The organism is Diaphorobacter nitroreducens (genome assembly GCF_002214645.1).
GTDB lineage: Bacteria > Pseudomonadota > Gammaproteobacteria > Burkholderiales > Burkholderiaceae_C > Diaphorobacter > Diaphorobacter nitroreducens.
Genome location: NZ_CP016278.1, coordinates 1,047,890 through 1,066,651, shown reverse-complemented (window position 1 = coordinate 1,066,651; position 18,762 = coordinate 1,047,890). Strand labels below are relative to the sequence as shown.

The 18,762-nt window shown below is 59.5% G+C and carries 21 protein-coding genes and 2 pseudogenes; 21 read left to right on the top strand and 2 right to left on the bottom strand.

Annotation, left to right across the window (positions count from 1 at the left end):
• Positions 1-39: 39 nt before the first annotated feature.
• Positions 40-501, top strand: a complete 462-nt coding sequence (locus BA022_RS05000; protein WP_015913377.1) for a VOC family protein — start codon at positions 40-42, stop codon at positions 499-501.
• 365 nt (positions 502-866) lie between these two features.
• Positions 867-1,919, top strand: coding sequence for a biotin synthase BioB (bioB, locus tag BA022_RS04995; RefSeq protein WP_088886749.1), 1,053 nt, complete (start codon positions 867-869; stop codon positions 1,917-1,919).
• 107 nt (positions 1,920-2,026) lie between these two features.
• On the opposite strand, the gene BA022_RS19080 is transcribed toward bioB, so the two are convergent.
• Positions 2,027-2,302, bottom strand: coding sequence for a hypothetical protein (locus BA022_RS19080; protein ID WP_148665132.1), 276 nt, complete (start codon positions 2,300-2,302; stop codon positions 2,027-2,029).
• Positions 2,303-2,435: 133 nt separating this feature from the next.
• On the opposite strand from BA022_RS19080, the gene BA022_RS19075 reads away from it, so the two are divergent.
• From BA022_RS19075 to BA022_RS04960, 9 genes are all read left to right on the top strand, one after another.
• Positions 2,436-3,047, top strand: a complete 612-nt coding sequence (locus BA022_RS19075) for a hypothetical protein (RefSeq protein WP_148665131.1) — start codon at positions 2,436-2,438, stop codon at positions 3,045-3,047.
• Positions 3,047-4,315, top strand: coding sequence for a replication initiation factor domain-containing protein (locus BA022_RS04985; protein WP_088886747.1), 1,269 nt, complete (start codon positions 3,047-3,049; stop codon positions 4,313-4,315). The genes BA022_RS19075 and BA022_RS04985 overlap by 1 nt, the downstream gene beginning before the upstream one ends.
• A gap of 29 nt (positions 4,316-4,344) precedes the next feature.
• Positions 4,345-4,674: a hypothetical protein gene (locus BA022_RS04980; protein ID WP_088886746.1), complete on the top strand. Its 330-nt coding sequence runs from the start codon at positions 4,345-4,347 to the stop codon at positions 4,672-4,674.
• A complete protein-coding gene (locus tag BA022_RS04975) occupies positions 4,674-4,883 on the top strand; it encodes a hypothetical protein (protein ID WP_088886745.1) in 210 nt (69 codons plus the stop codon). Before BA022_RS04980 ends, BA022_RS04975 begins: the two co-directional genes overlap by 1 nt.
• 11 nt (positions 4,884-4,894) lie before the next feature.
• Positions 4,895-5,056: a hypothetical protein gene (locus tag BA022_RS19295; protein WP_187306079.1), complete on the top strand. Its 162-nt coding sequence runs from the start codon at positions 4,895-4,897 to the stop codon at positions 5,054-5,056.
• A 292-nt stretch (positions 5,057-5,348) separates the two neighbouring features.
• Positions 5,349-5,591 carry a hypothetical protein gene (locus BA022_RS04970; protein ID WP_088886744.1) on the top strand — a complete coding sequence of 81 codons (243 nt, stop codon included), beginning with the start codon at positions 5,349-5,351 and terminating at the stop codon, positions 5,589-5,591.
• A 109-nt stretch (positions 5,592-5,700) separates the two neighbouring features.
• Positions 5,701-7,068: a hypothetical protein gene (locus tag BA022_RS19070; RefSeq protein ID WP_148665130.1), complete on the top strand. Its 1,368-nt coding sequence runs from the start codon at positions 5,701-5,703 to the stop codon at positions 7,066-7,068.
• Between the two features lies 1 nt (position 7,069).
• Positions 7,070-7,405 (top strand): DUF2523 family protein, encoded by a 336-nt coding sequence (locus BA022_RS04965; protein ID WP_088886743.1) that lies wholly within the window; start codon positions 7,070-7,072, stop codon positions 7,403-7,405.
• Complete coding sequence (locus BA022_RS04960; RefSeq protein WP_088886742.1) at positions 7,402-8,793, top strand: zonular occludens toxin domain-containing protein; 1,392 nt, start codon at positions 7,402-7,404, stop codon at positions 8,791-8,793. The genes BA022_RS04965 and BA022_RS04960 overlap by 4 nt, the downstream gene beginning before the upstream one ends.
• A 772-nt stretch (positions 8,794-9,565) precedes the next feature.
• On the opposite strand, the gene BA022_RS04950 is transcribed toward BA022_RS04960, so the two are convergent.
• The gene (locus BA022_RS04950; protein WP_088886741.1) at positions 9,566-9,922 is read right to left on the bottom strand and encodes a hypothetical protein; all 357 of its coding nucleotides are present in this window, start codon (positions 9,920-9,922) and stop codon (positions 9,566-9,568) included.
• A 1,025-nt stretch (positions 9,923-10,947) separates the two neighbouring features.
• Between BA022_RS04950 and BA022_RS19625 the strand changes: the two are divergent.
• The 10 genes and pseudogenes from BA022_RS19625 to BA022_RS04910 form a co-directional block, all read left to right on the top strand.
• A pseudogene (locus BA022_RS19625) lies at positions 10,948-11,187 on the top strand (VC1465 family Xer recombination activation factor); the annotation flags it as partial.
• Positions 11,188-11,438: 251 nt separating this feature from the next.
• Positions 11,439-11,927 carry a hypothetical protein gene (locus BA022_RS19440; protein ID WP_228403712.1) on the top strand — a complete coding sequence of 163 codons (489 nt, stop codon included), beginning with the start codon at positions 11,439-11,441 and terminating at the stop codon, positions 11,925-11,927.
• Between the two features lie 200 nt (positions 11,928-12,127).
• On the top strand, positions 12,128-12,466 hold the full coding sequence (locus tag BA022_RS04940; protein ID WP_088886738.1) for a hypothetical protein: 339 nt from the start codon (positions 12,128-12,130) through the stop codon (positions 12,464-12,466).
• A 337-nt stretch (positions 12,467-12,803) separates the two neighbouring features.
• Positions 12,804-13,145: pseudogene (locus tag BA022_RS19620) on the top strand (VC1465 family Xer recombination activation factor); the annotation flags it as partial.
• Positions 13,146-13,396: 251 nt separating this feature from the next.
• Positions 13,397-13,885, top strand: a complete 489-nt coding sequence (locus tag BA022_RS19435; RefSeq protein ID WP_228403712.1) for a hypothetical protein — start codon at positions 13,397-13,399, stop codon at positions 13,883-13,885.
• Between the two features lie 200 nt (positions 13,886-14,085).
• On the top strand, positions 14,086-14,424 hold the full coding sequence (locus tag BA022_RS04930) for a hypothetical protein (RefSeq protein WP_088886738.1): 339 nt from the start codon (positions 14,086-14,088) through the stop codon (positions 14,422-14,424).
• A 440-nt stretch (positions 14,425-14,864) separates the two neighbouring features.
• Positions 14,865-15,605, top strand: coding sequence for a VC1465 family Xer recombination activation factor (locus tag BA022_RS19615; protein WP_088886737.1), 741 nt, complete (start codon positions 14,865-14,867; stop codon positions 15,603-15,605).
• 146 nt (positions 15,606-15,751) lie between these two features.
• The gene (locus BA022_RS04920; RefSeq protein WP_088888516.1) at positions 15,752-16,549 is read left to right on the top strand and encodes an SDR family NAD(P)-dependent oxidoreductase; all 798 of its coding nucleotides are present in this window, start codon (positions 15,752-15,754) and stop codon (positions 16,547-16,549) included.
• A gap of 62 nt (positions 16,550-16,611) precedes the next feature.
• Positions 16,612-17,061 (top strand): lactoylglutathione lyase, encoded by a 450-nt coding sequence (gene gloA, locus BA022_RS04915; RefSeq protein ID WP_088886736.1) that lies wholly within the window; start codon positions 16,612-16,614, stop codon positions 17,059-17,061.
• Between the two features lie 303 nt (positions 17,062-17,364).
• Positions 17,365-18,507 (top strand): hypothetical protein, encoded by a 1,143-nt coding sequence (locus tag BA022_RS04910; protein WP_088886735.1) that lies wholly within the window; start codon positions 17,365-17,367, stop codon positions 18,505-18,507.
• The last annotated feature ends 255 nt before the right edge of the window (positions 18,508-18,762 follow it).

Genomic DNA, 18,762 nt, shown 5'->3' with positions numbered 1-18,762 from the left:
CCTGCAAGCGCTAGCAGCTATCAATAAAGGAGTAAACGGATGACGCGCCCCTTCAAAGTGCTGGGCATCCAGCAGGTGGCCATCGGCGGCACCGACAAGCAGCGCATGAAGACCTTGTGGGTGGACATGCTCGGCCTCACGCAGACGGGTACCTTCCAGAGCGAGCGAGAGAACGTGGACGAGGACATCCTTGCCATGGGGCAGGGCGCCTTCAAGGTGGAGGTGGACATCATGCAGCCCCTGGACATCGAGAAAAAGCCTGCCGTGCACGCCACGCCGCTGAACCACATCGGCCTGTGGATCGATGACCTGCCCAAGGCGGTGGAATGGCTGACCGCACAGGGTGTGCGCTTTGCGCCCGGGGGTATCCGCAAAGGCGCGGCGGGCTACGACATCACCTTCCTGCATCCCAAGAGCAATGACGAGTTCCCGATCGCCGGGGAGGGTGTCCTGATCGAACTGGTGCAGGCGCCGCCCGAGGTGATCGCGGCGTTGGGTTGAAAAGGACAAACTTCGACGCAACCCCCTGACTGCTGAAAAACAAGAGAGCCCTGGTCCATGCGACCAGGGCTTTTTTTATGGCCATGCCGCATCTTCAGCAAAAACAGCAGGATGTTTCTGGCAATTAAGGGGAGTTACAGGAGACTTGATGGCAGATGAACAACACGACTTACTTCTTCCATCTTCATTCCCCATTTTTCACTTATATGCTTTCAAGATACATTAAAAATAACGCAAATAGGCCACTTTTGGACGCATCTCTTTTCATCCTGATTTTTGAACGCTAAGACTTCACAGACCACTCAAGCCTTTACACAATCAGGAGCAGCGCCCAGCAGTGGCGACCGCAGAACCGGAGAAATTTGATGACCTCAGCCACGACAGCCCCGCATACAACCCAGACACTGCAGTTTCATCCTCGCGTTGCCGAGAGTGTTGCGACGCAGCGAGGGGAGGGCTGGAGCATTCAAGCGGTACAGGAGCTCCTCGATCTGCCATTCATGGAACTGCTCTGGCGCGCGCAGGCCACGCACCGCGCACATTGGCCCCAGGGCGACATCGAATTGGCCACGCTGCTGTCCGTGAAAACAGGCGGCTGTCCGGAAAACTGCGGCTACTGCCCCCAGTCGGCGGAGTTCGATACCGGCGTGAAGGCCGAAAAACTCATGAGCGTGCAGGAGGTAACCCAGGCAGCGCAAGCCGCCAAGGACGCCGGCGCGACGCGCTTTTGCATGGGCGCCGCCTGGCGAGCACCGAAGGACCGCGACATCGAAAAGATGAGCGAGCTGATCACCGCCGTGAAGGACCTAGGCCTGCAGACCTGCGCCACGCTGGGCATGTTGCAGTCGCACCAGGCCCTGGCGCTGAAGGATGCCGGACTGGACTACTACAACCACAACCTGGACACGGCCCCCGAGTACTACAGCGACGTGGTCAGCACGCGCCAGTACCAGGACCGGCTGGATACGCTGCGCCATGTGCGCGACGCAGGCATCAACGTGTGCTGCGGCGGCATCGTTGGCATGGGCGAAGCGCCGGTGCACCGCGCGGGTCTCATCGCGCAGTTGGCCAACCTAAACCCGTATCCGGAGTCGGTGCCCATCAACAGCCTGGTGCGCGTTCCCGGAACACCGTTGGCCGACAGCGAGCCGGTGGACCCGCTGGACTTCGTGCGCGTGATCGCGGTGGCCCGCATCACCATGCCCAAGGCTCGCGTACGCCTGTCCGCCGGCCGCCAGCAGCTTGGCGACGCGGTGCAGGCTTTGTGCTTCTTGGCGGGTGCCAATTCCATCTTCTATGGCGACAAGCTGCTCGTGACGGGCAACCCGGACGTAGAGGCCGACACCCGAATGCTGGCCAAACTGGGGTTGAAGGGTACGCCCAACCAAACCACCACAGAAACTGCTTGCGGTGTTTAATCTGCATGCGCTGTTTTGTACAGAGGATGCGCGCCCTGAAGAATCAGGGTGCCAACAGCTGGGTACGGTTTTTCGGTACGCCATCGAGTAAGCGGCAAGACTAGTATTTAACATAATATACAGAGCCGGTTTGCTTCCGCCAGCAGGGTAGCGCGTATCTCCGGCGATTTTGTTCGTTCCGCAGCTTGGTCTAAAACTACTCCGGCTGGCGGGATTCCTAGTAGCTTTGCTACGGAAATCGCAGCATTTTCGTCAAGGGTCGATCCCTTGGCGCGATAGGTGCTGATTGCCTGTTTGGTGACTCCCAGTGCCTTCGCTGCTGCGTAGTCGCTCTCGATTCCGCGTGCATTTTTAACGCGGTCGATCCATTCAAAAGCTTTCATTTCTAGTTCCTTTTCGTTGTTCGGCGGCTACGGCGGATGGTAGTCGCAGGTCCAATGACCTTCAACGGTCATTGGGCATTTGACTAGGTAATAGGTCATCTGACTACATTCGGCTCCACACATAGGAGCCGCCATGCACTACCAATCCATCCCAGCCGGAACAGACGTCGAATACCAGGGCGTTGTTTACCGCGTCCGCGCCGCTTACGGTCGCGTGCTGGAGTTGGAGGGCTCTGACTGCTCCTTTGCTCGCGTCGTCCACGTCTCCAGCGTAAAGCGTCTGCCCCCTGCCCATGAAAACCTCGGCTGTGGCTTGGCGGCTCCTGTTGAGGTGGGGCAGGGGGCGGGCACCAGTGTGCTTGCTCGTTGCCATCGTTGTTCCGTCGATGGCGAGCCTGATCCATGCCCTTCGTCGTATTGCAATGAGTACCGTATTGAATGTGGCCTTGACTCGTTTACCCCCGCGCAAGGGATCGTCACCCGTATGGGCCAAGACGCATCGCGGCTTGGTGGCGAAGCCATAGAGCCCGGTTTCTGCGCAGCAGAAAAGCGCCAAGCAACGGAACCTCGCAACAAAGCCGCATGGCTTTCCGTCGCTGACTTCCTGACTCTTGAAAACCTTCGCGCAGTCCTTGCGGCCCGCACGGCGCAGGGCGCGGAGGGGGCTCCGCTTGCGGGGGAGGTGTCCGCGCCCAGCGCCCGGGCGTCAGCCCTCCCCGATGGTAATCACGGGGAGAACAAGTAATGACCCGTCCCGCACGTAGCTTGCTGAACAAGCATTCCAAAACCTGCTCCCTGGTTCTTGAGGGTTCCCAGGTCAAGGCCCGTTTGATTGCCGAACGGATCGAAACCAAAACCCCTGTCCACGTTGACTGGCTCCGCTTCACCTGCCTGCTGCGCAATGCTCCTACGCCACCCGTCGAAGTCCTTTTCCCTGAGCCCGTCGTAAGCACGCTGGAAAACCCGCTTTCCCGCTTCGAAGAGGAAAACGGCAGCTACGAAAAGCAGCGTTTTGCGCGCCTCATGCGCAAGCTCACAGAGCTGCCTGACTCCGACTATTCGCCCAGCGCACAAGCCTTCACGCTCGCCAAGCGCGTATGCGAAATCCTCGGTGACGACTTCGTGGTCGATGTGGAACTGCGTAAGGGTCATGACTTCTACAAACACCGCTGGAGCATTGAGCGCAACGGCGTAGAGGTCGGATGGGTCGGCTTCCTCGCCAGCGGCGAGAGCCCGCGCCAGCAAGCGCAAGCCAAAACCCTGCACGTTAACTTGTACGGCAGTGCCTGCACCTTCGCTCGCCACGGCTGGCGCGATCACATGGCGGACCTCGTTGATGACGTTGCCGGCGTCATCACCCGCTGCGATCTGGCCCTGGACTTCTTCGACGGCCTGCGCGGCGGCATGCAGCGTGTCAAAGCCGACTATGAAAACGGCCTGTGCAACGTCAATGGCAAGCGCCCGAAATGCAACATGGTGGGCGATTGGACTCATGGCGATCAAGGCAAGGGCCGTAGCTTCTACATCGGCAGCAAGGAAGCCGGCAAGCAAACCAACCTCTACGAAAAAGACTATCAGCTATTCGGGGAGAAAGACTCCAGCGGCTGGATACGCGCCGAGCTGCGCTACGGCAACAAGCTGCGCGTGCTGCCCTCCGACATGCTCCGCCGCCCTGCGGATCACTTCGCAGGTGCCAGCGAATGGCATGCCGTATTGCTTGCTGAAGCAAACGCCCTGGCCATCCCCCAGCCCGTCCCTTGCGAAAAGAAGCTCGCCATTCAAACCGTCGAAGCCGAGGTAACGCGCGTCATCCGCTGGGTCGCCACCACCGCAGGTCAATCCCTCGCCCTGTTCGTGAAGTACGCCACGCTGGATCAGTTCGCAGCAGTCGTTGATGGCCTGGGCAAGCCTGGGCGTCTGCGCAAGTTCAACAACCACGAAATCGCAAGCGCCTTCAACGCCGCTGCGGGTCGTGTTCTCAAGGGTGCAAGCGCTGGCCACGCCTTTGCATAAACCCTCAATCCAGGCCACTAGGAAACATCATGCAATTCAAGTCCGAAGTCATCGTTCACGGCGTCAAAGAGTCCAAGGGCTCTATTGAAGGCCGCGATTTCTCCAGCACCACTTTCCATTGCGAAGTGGATCTCGCGGAAAACAGTGCGGGCCGCAGTATTGGCCGCGCCACGCGCCCATTCAAGCTCGGCGATGCGAAAGAGTTCGACAAGTGGGCGCACCTGGGCGAATCCCTGCCGCTGAAAGCCATCGCCACTTTCGAGATGGCAGCAGCCGCGCAGGACGGCACAAAGATGGTCCTTGTCGACATTCGTCCGGTGGACATGGCGAAACCCGCCAGCAAGGCCGGGGCCGTGTGATGCGCTACGTCATCCAGTCCGCGACAACGGGCGCATTCCTCGCGCCCAGCCTGGAAGACGGCCAGCCGGAGTGGGTGATGTTGCTGCGTGATGCCTGCCCGGTCGAAGACCTTGAAAGCTGCGCGCAGCTGATTGAGGACCACGCGGAGCCCTTCCACCGGGCTTACGTGGTTGATCTGACCCAGCTTCATAAACCTATTGAAACGTGAGGGGAGTAATCGTGGAAGACGAACTTGTTTGTCACGCTTGCGGGCTGATTTTTCCTGCTGCCGGTTCTGACTGGGCAGAGGATCAAGACGGTGACATGGCCGCGCAGTGTCCTGAGTGCGGTAGCAGTGACGTTGTCACGTACGAAACCTACCTTGAAAACATGGGCGATTGATGCAAGTCCTCGCCTGTTCCGTCGATCAAACCCCCTGTCCGCCAGGGTCTGAGGTTTGGGTTTCTCTCGCGGAAATCGCAAACCCCGCCCTGGTTGGCTTGACGCATGACTTCATCGCAAAGGCCATCGCCGTGGGCTTTGCCTTCGTGCTTGGCTCCTTCCTGCTCGGGTGGGCCATTGCACTGGCTACGGGGGTCATTCGCAAGCTTTAGGCGAGTGCAGCGGATAGCCCTGCGCGCAGGGTCTTCCGGTGCATTGCACCCTTTCATCAACCTTCATAGGAGAAAACATCATGTCTGCAACTTTCAAGACCATCCGCAAGTACGGTGCCAAGATCGGCGCTGGTGCAACGGCTCTGGGCCTGTCCACGATGGCCATGGCACAGACGGCCAGCGACCCCATTGGTGACATGCTCGACGCCGTGGGCCTGTCTGGCGTGTCTGCCAAGGTCATCGCTCTGGGCCTGCTGGTGGTCGGTGTCGCCCTGGCCTTCAAGGGTCCGGACGTCGCCAAGCGCATCATCCGCAAAATCTAAGGGGCGGGACGATGGCAACCGCTGCCCTGGTCGGTCTCTGCATTGCGTTGTTCGTGATGCTTGGCGCCCTGGGCGGCGCTGCCTTCGTCGCGGGATGGAGGGCTTCTCTGTGATGCGCTCCATCTTTGCTGTTCTTGGCCTTGGCCTCGCCTTGGCTCTACCTGCTCATGCCATCAAGAAACCTGACCTGAGTAGCTTCCGCGTCGCCAGCTCTCCGCGTAGTGCCTCTATTGGTCCCAATCAAGCTGGCGTAGCTGGTGCTGCTGCCCCAGTCGGCAGTATTCCTGCCGGCCATGTTGGCAGTCAGGTTGGAAATTCGGGTTGGTACGTTGGTACCGCGCCTGCGGGTTCCGGTACTGGTGCGACTCTGCTTATGGGGCATGCTGGCGATGTGTTTGTCGCCGGTACGAAGTATCCGTTTCAGGCTGGGTACACCGTTGACAAGTTGGCGATTCTCGCCGGTATTGCGTCCGCGTTCAGTCCTGTAGGCGGTGCCGCGATTCTTGGTGCTACTGCCCTTGTTCAGTGGATCAATTCACACGATGGCATTCGCGTGAACGATCAGGGTCAGTTCATCCAGGACGATCCGTATTGGGGTTATGAATTTCGATCGGGTGGCTTGTCTTGGCATAGTCGCCCCGATTCTGCTTGCCAGGAGTATCTATCTGCCGAACAGGCCAAAGGTGTTATGCACCCTAGTTTGGTTGTTGACGGTGTTGACATGGTGAATAACCGCTGTGTCATTCGTTGGTCCAAGGGTGGCTCTTTCTTTGACTATATGTCGTTCATCAAGCGCCAGGTCTTGGACCCTACGCAGCCTTTGCCGAAGTCTCTTGATGATATTGCTCCCTATCTCACGAAAGACCCTTCACCTAATATCATTCCTGAGATCTTGGATCGTGGGGGTGATATTCCTTTGCCCAGTTCTCCGACTATCACTGGGCCGTCACAGATCAAGGGGCCTGTGACCACGACTACCAATCCTGACGGCTCAGTGACTCGGCGTCAGACCACTACGAATTTCAGCACTGACGGTAATCGGGTCACTCAGACGTCAACGGTGACTAACACTGAGACTTGCACCGGCGATGGTGCTTGCTCCACTGTCACCAGCACTACGGCTCCTGACCCTGCCGCCCCGGACGATCAGCAGCAAGATGACGCTGCCGTTGATACTCCGCTTCCCTCTGTTCCAAAGCTCTATGAGCGCAAATATCCAGACGGCATTGTCGGCATCTGGAATTCGAAGAGTCAGCAGCTAAAAGAAACCCAGCTCGCGTCGTTCGTCAGCACGCTCATGCCTACGGGATTCGTGGCAGGAACTTGCCCCAGCTGGACCTTTGATCTGAATATCGCGCAGTGGGCCGATATGGGCGTTCACGTCGTTGAGCCGCCTTGCTGGCTGTGGGGCGTAGCAAAGACGTTGGTCATCATTAGCGCGCTCATGCTTGCGCGATCATTGATCTTCGGGGGGTGATATGGGCGCTCTTTTCACATCCCTGTTTGCGAAGCTTGCGGCCATCGTTGCATGGTTTGGCGAGTTGCTCGTTGCCGTTTTCAAGGCGCTGTGGGACTTCGTGCGCGATGCTGCCTGCTGGCCGTTTGAACAGTTGATGGATGTTGTGGTTTCTGCCGTCCAGGCTCTGGACCTGTCGGGCTTTGCGCAGTACGCCCATGTGTGGGGTGATCTGCCTGCTGAACTGGTCAATATCCTCGGCCTTCTCGGAATAGGGCAGGCGTCCGCCATCATCGTGATGGCTATCGGTATTCGGCTGGTCCTTCAGTTGATTCCCTTTACCCGGCTTGGATCATGATTAACGGTCTTGAGGGCATTCCTCGTTCTGGCAAGAGTTACGAGGCAGTGGCGTTTCATGTGCTGCCCATGCTCCAGCAAGGGCGCAAGGTCATTACAAATTTGCCCCTATTGGTCGATCAGTTCGCGGCCATAGACCCCAGCTACCGGGACTTGATCGAACTGCGCACAAGGCCCGGAAAAGTCCTTGGTACTTGGGACCCTGACCGTATCGACGACAAGGGCAACGGCAATGCATTCCAGCTGTTCAAAGAGGGTGAAGGTGAACCCCGAAATCCCGCTGAGGGTGTTGCGGTGTTCGGCCACGTGTGGGATTACTACAGCACCTGGAAGCATCCTAAAACGGGGCGTGGGCCTGTCTTCATCATTGATGAGGCTCACGTAGCGCTCCCTGACATGGGGACCGATAAACAGGTGGTTCAGTGGTTCAAGCTGCACGGGCATTTCAATGCCGATGTGTTGCTGATAACCCAAAGTTTTCGGGACATTAACCAGGCCATCGCGCGCTTGATGGCGATGATCGTCATCTGCCGTAAGGCTGACATCCTCGGCAAAGAGGGCAGCTATATCCGCAAGGTCAAGGCTGGCTATCGCGGCGCAGTCATCAGCACTGAAGAACGGGCATACAAGCCTGAATACTTCCGTCTGTACCGCAGCCACACGCAGGGCAATAGCGTTGCTGAATCGTCCGCGTCAGACGTGAAGCCCATGCTGCCGAAGCTCAAGCTCTTCACGCGGATTTGGTGGATTTTTGCAATTGGGGTTACTGCCTGGGCCTTTTGGCCTGAGTCCAAGCCTGTTGTCAAAACGTCCGATATGGAGTGGTACAAGGAATTGAAGCAGCTGCCCCCGGGTGGCACCTTGTCGGCTCAATCGGGTGGTGCTGTCAAGGTGGTGAAGGCTGAGCCCGTCGAACTGGTGAAGGATCCCGCCCAGGTCGTGCAGCCGGTTGCCGATGATGAAGTGCCGGAGCCCTATGCAAGCAAAGGGCTTCATCTGACGGGCCGCATCACCTACGGCTCTGAGATCGTCTACACGTTCGCCGTGTCGGCCAGTAATGCGCGGATCGCTACCCTGGACAGTCGAGACTTGATCGCCATGGGCTACAAGTGGCAACCGCTGACTGATTGTGCGGGCGTCCTGCGGTGGGGGAAAAAGGCCCAGGCGATCACCTGCGATGCTCCGGCCCTCGCTACCGGTGCGGCGGACAAGCCGCTTGTCTATGAAGTGCCGCAGGGCGGCGGCGCTCCTACGGGTTCAAGCCATGGCCCTGTGCGCTCCGTGCCGATGCCCCATGCTCCGGAGCCGCAAGCGGGGCAGATCACGCAAGCTGAAATCACGCCCGCGTTGCGCCTGCGCAATCGGCTGTATTCCGGGCCTGCTGGTTGAAACGTTCTTGTCTGGTCGGCGCTGTTACATGCACCTGGCTAGCTTTCTGCCCATTTCCTGAATGCGGCTCTCTTTGCGGCGGCCCGCGCGCGTTTGTCTGATGCCGGCTCGTTGTTACAGCCGTCCAGGGCCGCTGTTACTCCGAGCTGCGCGCCGTCGGCTGTTACAGCGGCCGCGGTCGTTGTTACTTCTGCCTGGTGTGCGGTCGGCGGCTTTAACACTGAGCTGGTGCACCGAGCCGCGATTGAAATTAGGAACTGGGCGAATTTTGGTGGTGTTCGTTCTCGGTCTGCCGGTGACAGGTCCAGCGTGCGGCCGGCAGCTCGGCGTAACTGTACTGGCAGTTCTCCGATTTGGTCGCGGGTTATGCCGACGATGTACAGATACGTTGGCTTCGGGGCGGCATGCCCCCACCATCCCTGATCCACGAGTAGCGTCCAGCCGCCCCACGCATCGACCTTGCCGGGGTGCGGCAGCCCTGCTGCATGCCACAGCGTGCTGCCCCATGGATGCTCCAGCACGCCTCCGCAGCGGCGTACCTGCTTAACCGCGAACAGGGCTAAGGCCTTTTCGTCCGGACGCGGCTTCGCCCGATGGCGCAGCCGGCCCCACCCACGGCAGGGCGGATGGCACACAACAGGATTGGAGCCCGTGTAGCCGCGTGCGTCGCGCTCTGCGTCCCATACGTCATCAACCAGGTCGAAGTAACAAGAATCCGCGCGGGCGAACAGGACGGAGACTGCGGGCCTGGACCGCTGTAACACTGACCTGGTCATGCTGCCACCGTGAACACGTAGCGGTCGAAAGTCTCCCGCATGTCGCGCAGGTGCTGTGCAAACCCGTTGAGCTTGCGCGGTGCTTCAAACTCCAGTGCCCTTTGAGCCTTGCGTACCAGCTTGCCCAGCTTCCGCGCCCGCTGTGTTGCCTCGCGCACCCATGCCGGGGTGCTGCGCTTCACTGGGTACGCGATCCGCCCAGCAGCCGCGAAGGCCGCGCTGCGTGCAGCCCGGATCGCGCGCAGGATGCGCGTAGTAGGGCGGGGCAGTGCCCACGCAAGGCGATGGCCCCATTGCAGCACGAGCTGGAGCGCGAGGGCTTCGGGGTGGCGGCGGTAGTTTTGGGCGATCACGCTAATCTCCTTCGTCGGACATGGATGCCACGCATCGCGTGGTGGCCATGTTCGCGAAGAGCGCCTCGACAGCGGGGACGGCCAGTTGTCAAGTGGGCCGCGCGGAAGCCGCAGCCCGAAGCGAAGCGTAGGGACCGGGTGAGCACGGCGGCGAAGCCCTTGCCGCTTGATAAATGGACGGCACTGCGGTAAATCGATCCCTGCGCTATGCCATGGGGCGCTGCCCGGCTAGACTTGCGCGCCAGGAGGGCCAGCTATGGGAATTCAAGATAGAAATTACTACTGGGAAGACCGAAACAATCGTGGAAAGAGGCCTAATAAATGGCAGAGGTTTTGGGCTTCTGTGTGGCTCTTTTTTATCGCCAGGGCAATAGCTGGTCGCGCTTGCACTGGCTTTTCAAGCTCTGCATTGCGCTGCTCGTTTTTATTGCCGTGGGTCTTGTCTTGAGGCTGTTTCGATAGCGTTAGCAAGCCTGAAAAAACGGGCGGTTTGCTGCGCCTGCGTGCGGGGTGTCTAGCATTAGTTCAAGTTGATTGATGCGCTTGCGTAGCTGCGCATTTTCTCGGGCCAGCGCATGCGCGTGGCCTGCCTGCATTGCGCCGTAGTTTGCCGCTTCACAGTCGGCGGCGGATCGGCCCCAGCGTGTCTCCCAAAACAGTGAAAGCATCACCGGCCTAGGCGCTTGATCGGCTGTGATGTATCGCTCCAGCGTGCGCGGTGCGATGTCCAGGTGCGTGGCGATCTGGCGGTGTGTCGCGGGTAAGTCGCCTATCAGGAGGCGCAGTGGCGGCAGTCCTGCGCGAGATGGTGAGCGAAACATGCCGTCACGCTACCAATGCATATTTGCTTTGATCTGTCAATAAGGGAAATTTCTTCCGTGCTATTCGGTGTGCTACAGCTTTGATAGCGCATTCAGTCAGGTGTGTGATTAAACATAATATACATCGTATCTAGTGGCTTGGGTCTGAGGCTGCGGCGCAATGATCGGGACACCCGCCTTCAACAGGCGCAAAAGTTCCGGGCCATGTACCGTAACCTGGGCCTGGACCTGTCCGGCTGCGCGAAGCTTCTTCATGTGACCGAGCGAACTTTACATAACTGGGAGTCCGGCAAGCACGACATTCCCTATGCCACGTTCAAGCTGCTGCGCCTGCTCAACGGCATGGAGCTGCCCGGCGAGTCCTGGCGTGGCTGGTGCTTTCATGGCGGGAAACTGTGGTCTCCTGAGGGCCGTTCATTCGTGGGTTCTGACGGCTCTTGGTGGTCTCTGCTGGTGCGTCAAGCGGCGATGTTCGGTCAGTTGATGGCTGGGGCTCGGCAGGCGCTGTGCGTCACTGGTCGGGACGCGCAGCGCCACGGCCAGGGGCGCGAAGCGCCTGGGCTTGTCTCAGTATCAACAACTTGCAAGAGCGGTGATATGAAGCCATTTGATATCAGCCGTGATATCAAGTTGACATCAGATTTGACGGCGCCTATGATTTCTGCGTCATACCAGTTTGATCACAGATTGATATCATGTCCTACCCCCTACGGCTCCCGCCCAACCTTGAAGCAGCAGCCCGCGAGCGGGCCGCAGCCATCGGCATCAGCTTCAATGCCTTCCTCTGTGTCTGTGTCGATGCCTACGTCAACGGCGCAAGCAAACCCGCCAGCGATGCTCCAGCACCCAGGGCCGCAACCCAAAGCGAGCAGCGGCGCGCAAGGCGTGACGAAGGCGAGTTCCAGGCCGTTGCAGAACAAGCCTTTGACGAGAACGGGCAACCCTTTGAAGACGACGGAAGCTATCAGCGGGATTGGAAGCTCATGCATCCAGACCCTGATACGTGGCCCTGGCAGGACCCTGCCCCAGCATGGGACAAGCGAAGAAACGAGATTTTTGCCAAGTATGGAGACGCCCACGAAACCGCACGGAAAGCGCTTGAGCGGGAGTACTGGGCCACGCGGGAGCGTCCCGCCTATGCAGAGCCAGGGCGCGAGCTGGCGAAAGGCAAGCGTGGAGGCTGACGCGCAGTATCAACAAATTGACGGAGGACGCTAGGGCGCAGGACGCGCCTTCATCGGGGATGCAAACCCATAAAGCGCACAGCCCAGGTGGTGGAACACCCGGGCCGTGCTGACCAATTGAAACCCGCTGAGGTAATCGAAATGGCTGTATCGAATTCTATGCTTTGCGTGGCAGCAAATGCCATGGCTGGGGGTGCCCGATGAATACCCCCCATGAGTTCCACCCTGAAAAAATCCCGTCCGATTGCTGGGACTGGATCACCCGCGAGGATGCCACGCGCCATGCCCTCGCCGCCTTTGAAATGGCACGCCGCGAGTGTTTCCCGCCCGAGGGCGAACGGTTCTTGGATGCCGACCTGTGCGCATGGTGCAACCGGGAAACCTTTGCCGATCTCTTGGCCGATTGCTTCTCCATGCGCATCAAGGCCATGGCCTACGGTTATGGCTTTGGAGACTTCTTGCCCGAGGTGAAGCGCTTGAATCTGTGGGGCCAACAGGGCAATGCTCGTGCGCCCGAGCGGGAGGATGCCTCGTCATGACGCGCTTCACCGATGACTTGTATCGGCAGTGGTTGCGCCAGCAGGGCTATGCGATGGGGCGAAGCCCCATGTCCATGTTCTGTCGCCCGACGTGCCCCACGGCAAAGGGCGCAACGCCACCAGGGCGCCCGCAGCCGTTAGGCGCGGGCGCCTCGCCATCCCCTGCCCTGTCGGGACCTGTGCATTCCACCTATCTGCCGCCGCGTAGCGCGGCAGATAGGGCACAGCCAACCGTTCTTGCGCGCCCTGATAAACAAAAGTCTGATTATGTGGACAAGTCTAAAAATTGACCCGTCCCCTATTTTTTTAATATCAGATGAAGATTATTATCTAGGGCATGCCGATTATGAGCATATACATCGTATCTAGTGGCTTGGGTCTGAGGCTGCGGCGCAATGATCGGGACACCCGCCTTCAACAGGCGCAAAAGTTCCGGGCCATGTACCGTAACCTGGGCCTGGACCTGTCCGGCTGCGCGAAGCTTCTTCATGTGACCGAGCGAACTTTACATAACTGGGAGTCCGGCAAGCACGACATTCCCTATGCCACGTTCAAGCTGCTGCGCCTGCTCAACGGCATGGAGCTGCCCGGCGAGTCCTGGCGTGGCTGGTGCTTTCATGGCGGGAAACTGTGGTCTCCTGAGGGCCGTTCATTCGTGGGTTCTGACGGCTCTTGGTGGTCTCTGCTGGTGCGTCAAGCGGCGATGTTCGGTCAGTTGATGGCTGGGGCTCGGCAGGCGCTGTGCGTCACTGGTCGGGACGCGCAGCGCCACGGCCAGGGGCGCGAAGCGCCTGGGCTTGTCTCAGTATCAACAACTTGCAAGAGCGGTGATATGAAGCCATTTGATATCAGCCGTGATATCAAGTTGACATCAGATTTGACGGCGCCTATGATTTCTGCGTCATACCAGTTTGATCACAGATTGATATCATGTCCTACCCCCTACGGCTCCCGCCCAACCTTGAAGCAGCAGCCCGCGAGCGGGCCGCAGCCATCGGCATCAGCTTCAATGCCTTCCTCTGTGTCTGTGTCGATGCCTACGTCAACGGCGCAAGCAAACCCGCCAGCGATGCTCCAGCACCCAGGGCCGCAACCCAAAGCGAGCAGCGGCGCGCAAGGCGTGACGAAGGCGAGTTCCAGGCCGTTGCAGAACAAGCCTTTGACGAGAACGGGCAACCCTTTGAAGACGACGGAAGCTATCAGCGGGATTGGAAGCTCATGCATCCAGACCCTGATACGTGGCCCTGGCAGGACCCTGCCCCAGCATGGGACAAGCGAAGAAACGAGATTTTTGCCAAGTATGGAGACGCCCACGAAACCGCACGGAAAGCGCTTGAGCGGGAGTACTGGGCCACGCGGGAGCGTCCCGCCTATGCAGAGCCAGGGCGCGAGCTGGCGAAAGGCAAGCGTGGAGGCTGACGCGCAGTATCAACAAATTGACGGAGGACGCTAGGGCGCAGGACGCGCCTTCATCGGGGATGCAAACCCATAAAGCGCACAGCCCAGGTGGTGGAACACCCGGGCCGTGCTGACCAATTGAAACCCGCTGAGGTAATCGAAATGGCTGTATCGAATTCTATGCTTTGCGTGGCAGCAAATGCCATGGCTGGGGGTGCCCGATGAATACCCCCCATGAGTTCCACCCTGAAAAAATCCCGTCCGATTGCTGGGACTGGATCACCCGCGAGGATGCCACGCGCCATGCCCTCGCCGCCTTTGAAATGGCACGCCGCGAGTGTTTCCCGCCCGAGGGCGAACGGTTCTTGGATGCCGACCTGTGCGCATGGTGCAACCGGGAAACCTTTGCCGATCTCTTGGCCGATTGCTTCTCCATGCGCATCAAGGCCATGGCCTACGGTTATGGCTTTGGAGACTTCTTGCCCGAGGTGAAGCGCTTGAATCTGTGGGGCCAACAGGGCAATGCTCGTGCGCCCGAGCGGGAGGATGCCTCGTCATGACGCGCTTCACCGATGACTTGTATCGGCAGTGGTTGCGCCAGCAGGGCTATGCGATGGGGCGAAGCCCCATGTCCATGTTCTGTCGCCCGACGTGCCCCACGGCAAAGGGCGCAACGCCACCAGGGCGCCCGCAGCCGTTAGGCGCGGGCGCCTCGCCATCCCCTGCCCTGTCGGGACCTGTGCATTCCACCTATCTGCCGCCGCGTAGCGCGGCAGATAGGGCACAGCCAACCGTTCTTGCGCGCCCTGATAAACAAAAGTCTGATTATGTGGACAAGTCTAAAAATTGACCCGTCCCCTATTTTTTTAATATCAGATGAAGATTATTATCTAGGGCATGCCGATTATGAGCATATACATCGTATCTAGTACGCCAGCGGCTGGGCCTGAGGCACCACGATCCCGAAACCCGCGCCCAGCTTGGGGAGCGCTTCAAGGCGATGCGCCTGAACCTGGGATGGGACCGGGCCACCTGCGCGAAAAACTTTCACGTCACCGAGCGGACTTTACATAACTGGGAAACCGGTAAGAACGACATCCCGTACACGGCCTACCGGCTGCTGCGGCTGCTCAATGGCATGGAGCTGCCCGGCGAGTCCTGGGCTGGTTGGTACTTCGCCGGGGGCACGCTGTACACGCCCGAGGGCTACCCGCTGACGGGCAAGGATGGGTCCTGGTGGTCACTTCTGGTCCGCCGGGCAGCCATGTTTGATGAGATGGTGCGAGGGCGAGGCGGTGCGACAGCGGCTGGGGGGATGCGTAGCGTCTCCCCGGCCGGGGGCGCAGCGCCGGGCCCCACGGCGCCAGCCGGGGGGCGGCGCGAAGCGCCGGCCCTAAATTTATCCCATAAACACTTTAGAACACGGAAGGAAAAAACGGCGGTAACTCAGGCGCTGCCGCTATCAAATTTGATGACTATGGGGTATGGGGCAGCGCCCCATGTCCTCATCCCGCAGCGCAGCGTGCCTCCTACTGAGGGCGCAACGCCCCCAGCGCGCCTGCGAGTCCTACTCCAGCTAGTCCCCCCTGCCCCTGCCGCCTCGGACGCTCCATGGCCCGGCTACGGCCCGCCGCGAGGCACCCAGCCTGGCTTAACTCCAATGGCCATTCCGCGCCCTGGAAAACAAAGACGGAATTATGTGGACAACCTGTGTGAAACTATTAACTCAGGCGGGCGGTGAAAATGACCTATACATCGTATCTAGTACGCCAGCGGCTGGGCCTGAGGCACCACGATCCCGAAACCCGCGCCCAGCTCAGGGAACGATCCCACCCTCCGCGTAAACGTTCAGTGACCAGCCCTTTTCAATTGACTACGATGGCTGGCATGTCCCAGTCCCAAACACTCACCACGTCAACTATCTCCTTCGGCCATCACGGTCGCGTGTGTATTGTCACGGGCGGTGCCCAGGGCATTGGCGAGGCCTGCGTGCGCAGGCTGGCGCGCGACGGTGCCAAGGTGGTGATCGCAGACATGGATGATGCCCGCGGCCGTGCGCTTGCCGATGCGGTGCCGCAAGCCGCCTACATTCATTGCGATGTGGGCAACAAGTCCGAAGTGGATGCCCTGGTAGGTCACACCATGGCGCTGCACGGGCGCATCGATGTATTGGTCAACAACGCGGGCATCTTCCGCGCTGCGGACTTTCTGGAGGTGACCGAGGAAGACTTCGACGCGGTACTGCGCGTGAACCTGAAGGGTGCCTTTCTCATGGGCCAGGCTGTGGCACGCGAAATGGTGCGCTCGGGCGGCGGCAGCATCGTGAACATGAGTTCCGTCAACGGCGTTTTGGCCATTCCGAACATCGCCAGCTACAACGTGAGCAAGGGTGGCATCAATCAGCTCACCCGCGTGATGGCGCTGGCGCTGGCGGACCGTGGCATCCGCGTGAACGCGGTGGCGCCCGGCACCATCGCCACGGAACTCGCCGCGAAGGCCGTGCTGACGAGCGACGAGGCCCGGCTCAAGATCCTGAGCCGCACGCCGATGAAGCGCCTGGGTGAGCCCTCGGAGGTCGCTGATGTGGTGGCATGGCTCGCCAGCGACGCCGCCAGTTATGTGACCGGCGAGATCGTCACCGTGGACGGCGGCCGCATGACGCTCAACTACACCGTGCCGGTCTAGCCCAGCCCATCATTCAGCGCAACAGGCCGCTGGGTCTTTGGGTTGACGGCACAATCCATGCCATGAGACTTCTGCACACCATGCTGCGCGTTGGCAATCTCCAGCGCTCCATCGATTTCTACACCCAGGTGCTGGGCATGCAGTTGCTGCGCACCTCCGAAAACCCTGAGTACAAATACTCTCTGGCCTTCCTGGGCTTCGAGGGCGGCAACCCCGGCCAGGCCGAGATCGAGCTGACGTACAACTGGGGGGTGGAAAGCTATGAGATGGGCACAGCCTACGGCCACATTGCCCTGGGCGTGCCCGACGCCTACGCCGCCTGCGAGAAGATCAAGGCCGCCGGCGGCACCGTGACGCGCGAGGCCGGGCCGGTCAAGGGCGGCACCACGGTGATCGCCTTTGTGACCGACCCTGACGGTTACAAGATCGAATTAATACAAACAAAATCAACAACTTATGGTGATGGCCGCCATTCGGACGCCAAAAGCACCGATCCCCTGCGCAGTGCGTAGCAGATAAGCAACAAAAAGCCTGCAAGAGCAGGCTTTTGTTTCTCCGTGACGGAAGAACTACGACGCTGTGCTGGAGCATTCGGCTGCAGTCGTCAGCGCGCCAGCGGGAGAACCGCCATGGCTTTGCCCTCAGTTGGACTGCATTTTTCAGTCTCATGACATACGGTACCTGTATGGGCATTGGCAAGAACTACTAGAGGGAAGGCCAAGATGGACGTAGTGCATCAAAATGAAGTCGTGAAGTGTCCGAGGACGACTTGTCAGAGTCCCATCCATATTTCCGTCGGGCGCTGGCCTGGTGGAATGAATGACTCCGGCGGCTGGGTGTTGAAGTGTGCCAAGTGCGATCAAGTCTTCCCGCTCAACGTGAAGAACCCCGACGACGCTTCCAGCGTGAAGTCAGGTGCGACCATCCTCGACAGTTGGGACAACGAGATAGGGAATCGCGCCGAAATCCTTGCAGCGCACGGTGCCATTGAAGGTTCAGAGCAGGTCAAACGCTTGATGTTGCAGGAGCACGGGGAGGCCGAGGTCTTCTATGACCTCCACTCCAAGCCGCTCTATCGTTGCGGCGCCTGCAAGAAGGGCTTGGAAGTTCTCGCATATGCAGCCTTGGAGGCGCACCTTGCCGTAGTGAACCATTCCTTTGCGGGATACCTGAACTGGTATCTCGCCCATAGCGGTGGAGCAACCGAGGGGATCTGCGTGCAACTAGACTTGCGTTGCGCCTGCAGCGCAGAGCATCGCGCCCGCTTTTATCGAGAGTTCTCAGAAGATGTTTCGCAGGCTGCTTCGGAATTCTGGCTGGTGGACGTTGCGGGAGACAGACCGACCTTAGACATCGACGGCATCTACTCGCGAGACGACTGCATCACCATTCTCGAGAAGCTCCTCTTACGCTGGCGAGCCTTGCATAGCGCGGTCTTGCTCGCTGCACCATTCATCGGCTTCAACTACCCCGGCGCTCGCAAAAAAGTACCGGAACTCTGGAACTGGGTGCTGAAGTACACTGACCCGGGCAAGACCTCCCTCATCACGCGCAAGGCCACCTTCAAGCTGCTCAAAGATGCTTCCAAGGATACCGAGCAAGACGTTGAATTCCTGAAGAGCTGGGGGCTCTTGAATCCCACAGTGGCGGCGCTCGACGAAAAGAAGGCCTTCTTCAAGACCGATTTTCACGCGAAGTTCTACTGTGGAATGAGCGCCGACCGTGTGGAGATTCTTGTTGGATCGTTCAACATCCACGAAGGTACCTACGTAGAGAACATCCACCTTCTGACGTACTCATTCGATGATTTCAAGGAGCGGTACCTTCTCGGCATGAAGATGTTCTTCGACGTCGAAGCTCTGAAGAAGCGCAGGAATGTGCTAGAGATAATGGTCAATGACGGCAAGATCATGGAGTGCAAAGAGGTGTGCTACTCCGGATCGCTGACCAAGGAGTGAGCGTCTAGCATCGACACTACTTTGGCCGCCCACCTCTAGTGACGTCACTGCTCTCGCTTGACGGTTCGAGGCGTGCAACCAATTGCGCCAGACCTTCGACCAGTGCTGCACCACCCTCCTCGCGCCGAGGCAACGCCTTCCGAGCGGGCTCGCATTCGTATCGAGACCAGACGCCCTGCGGATGCGATGTGCTTCGGCGCGGAAAACACGAAGCCGCAAAGCCGATCGGCACGGCGTTTGCGTTGTGGGCTAAGT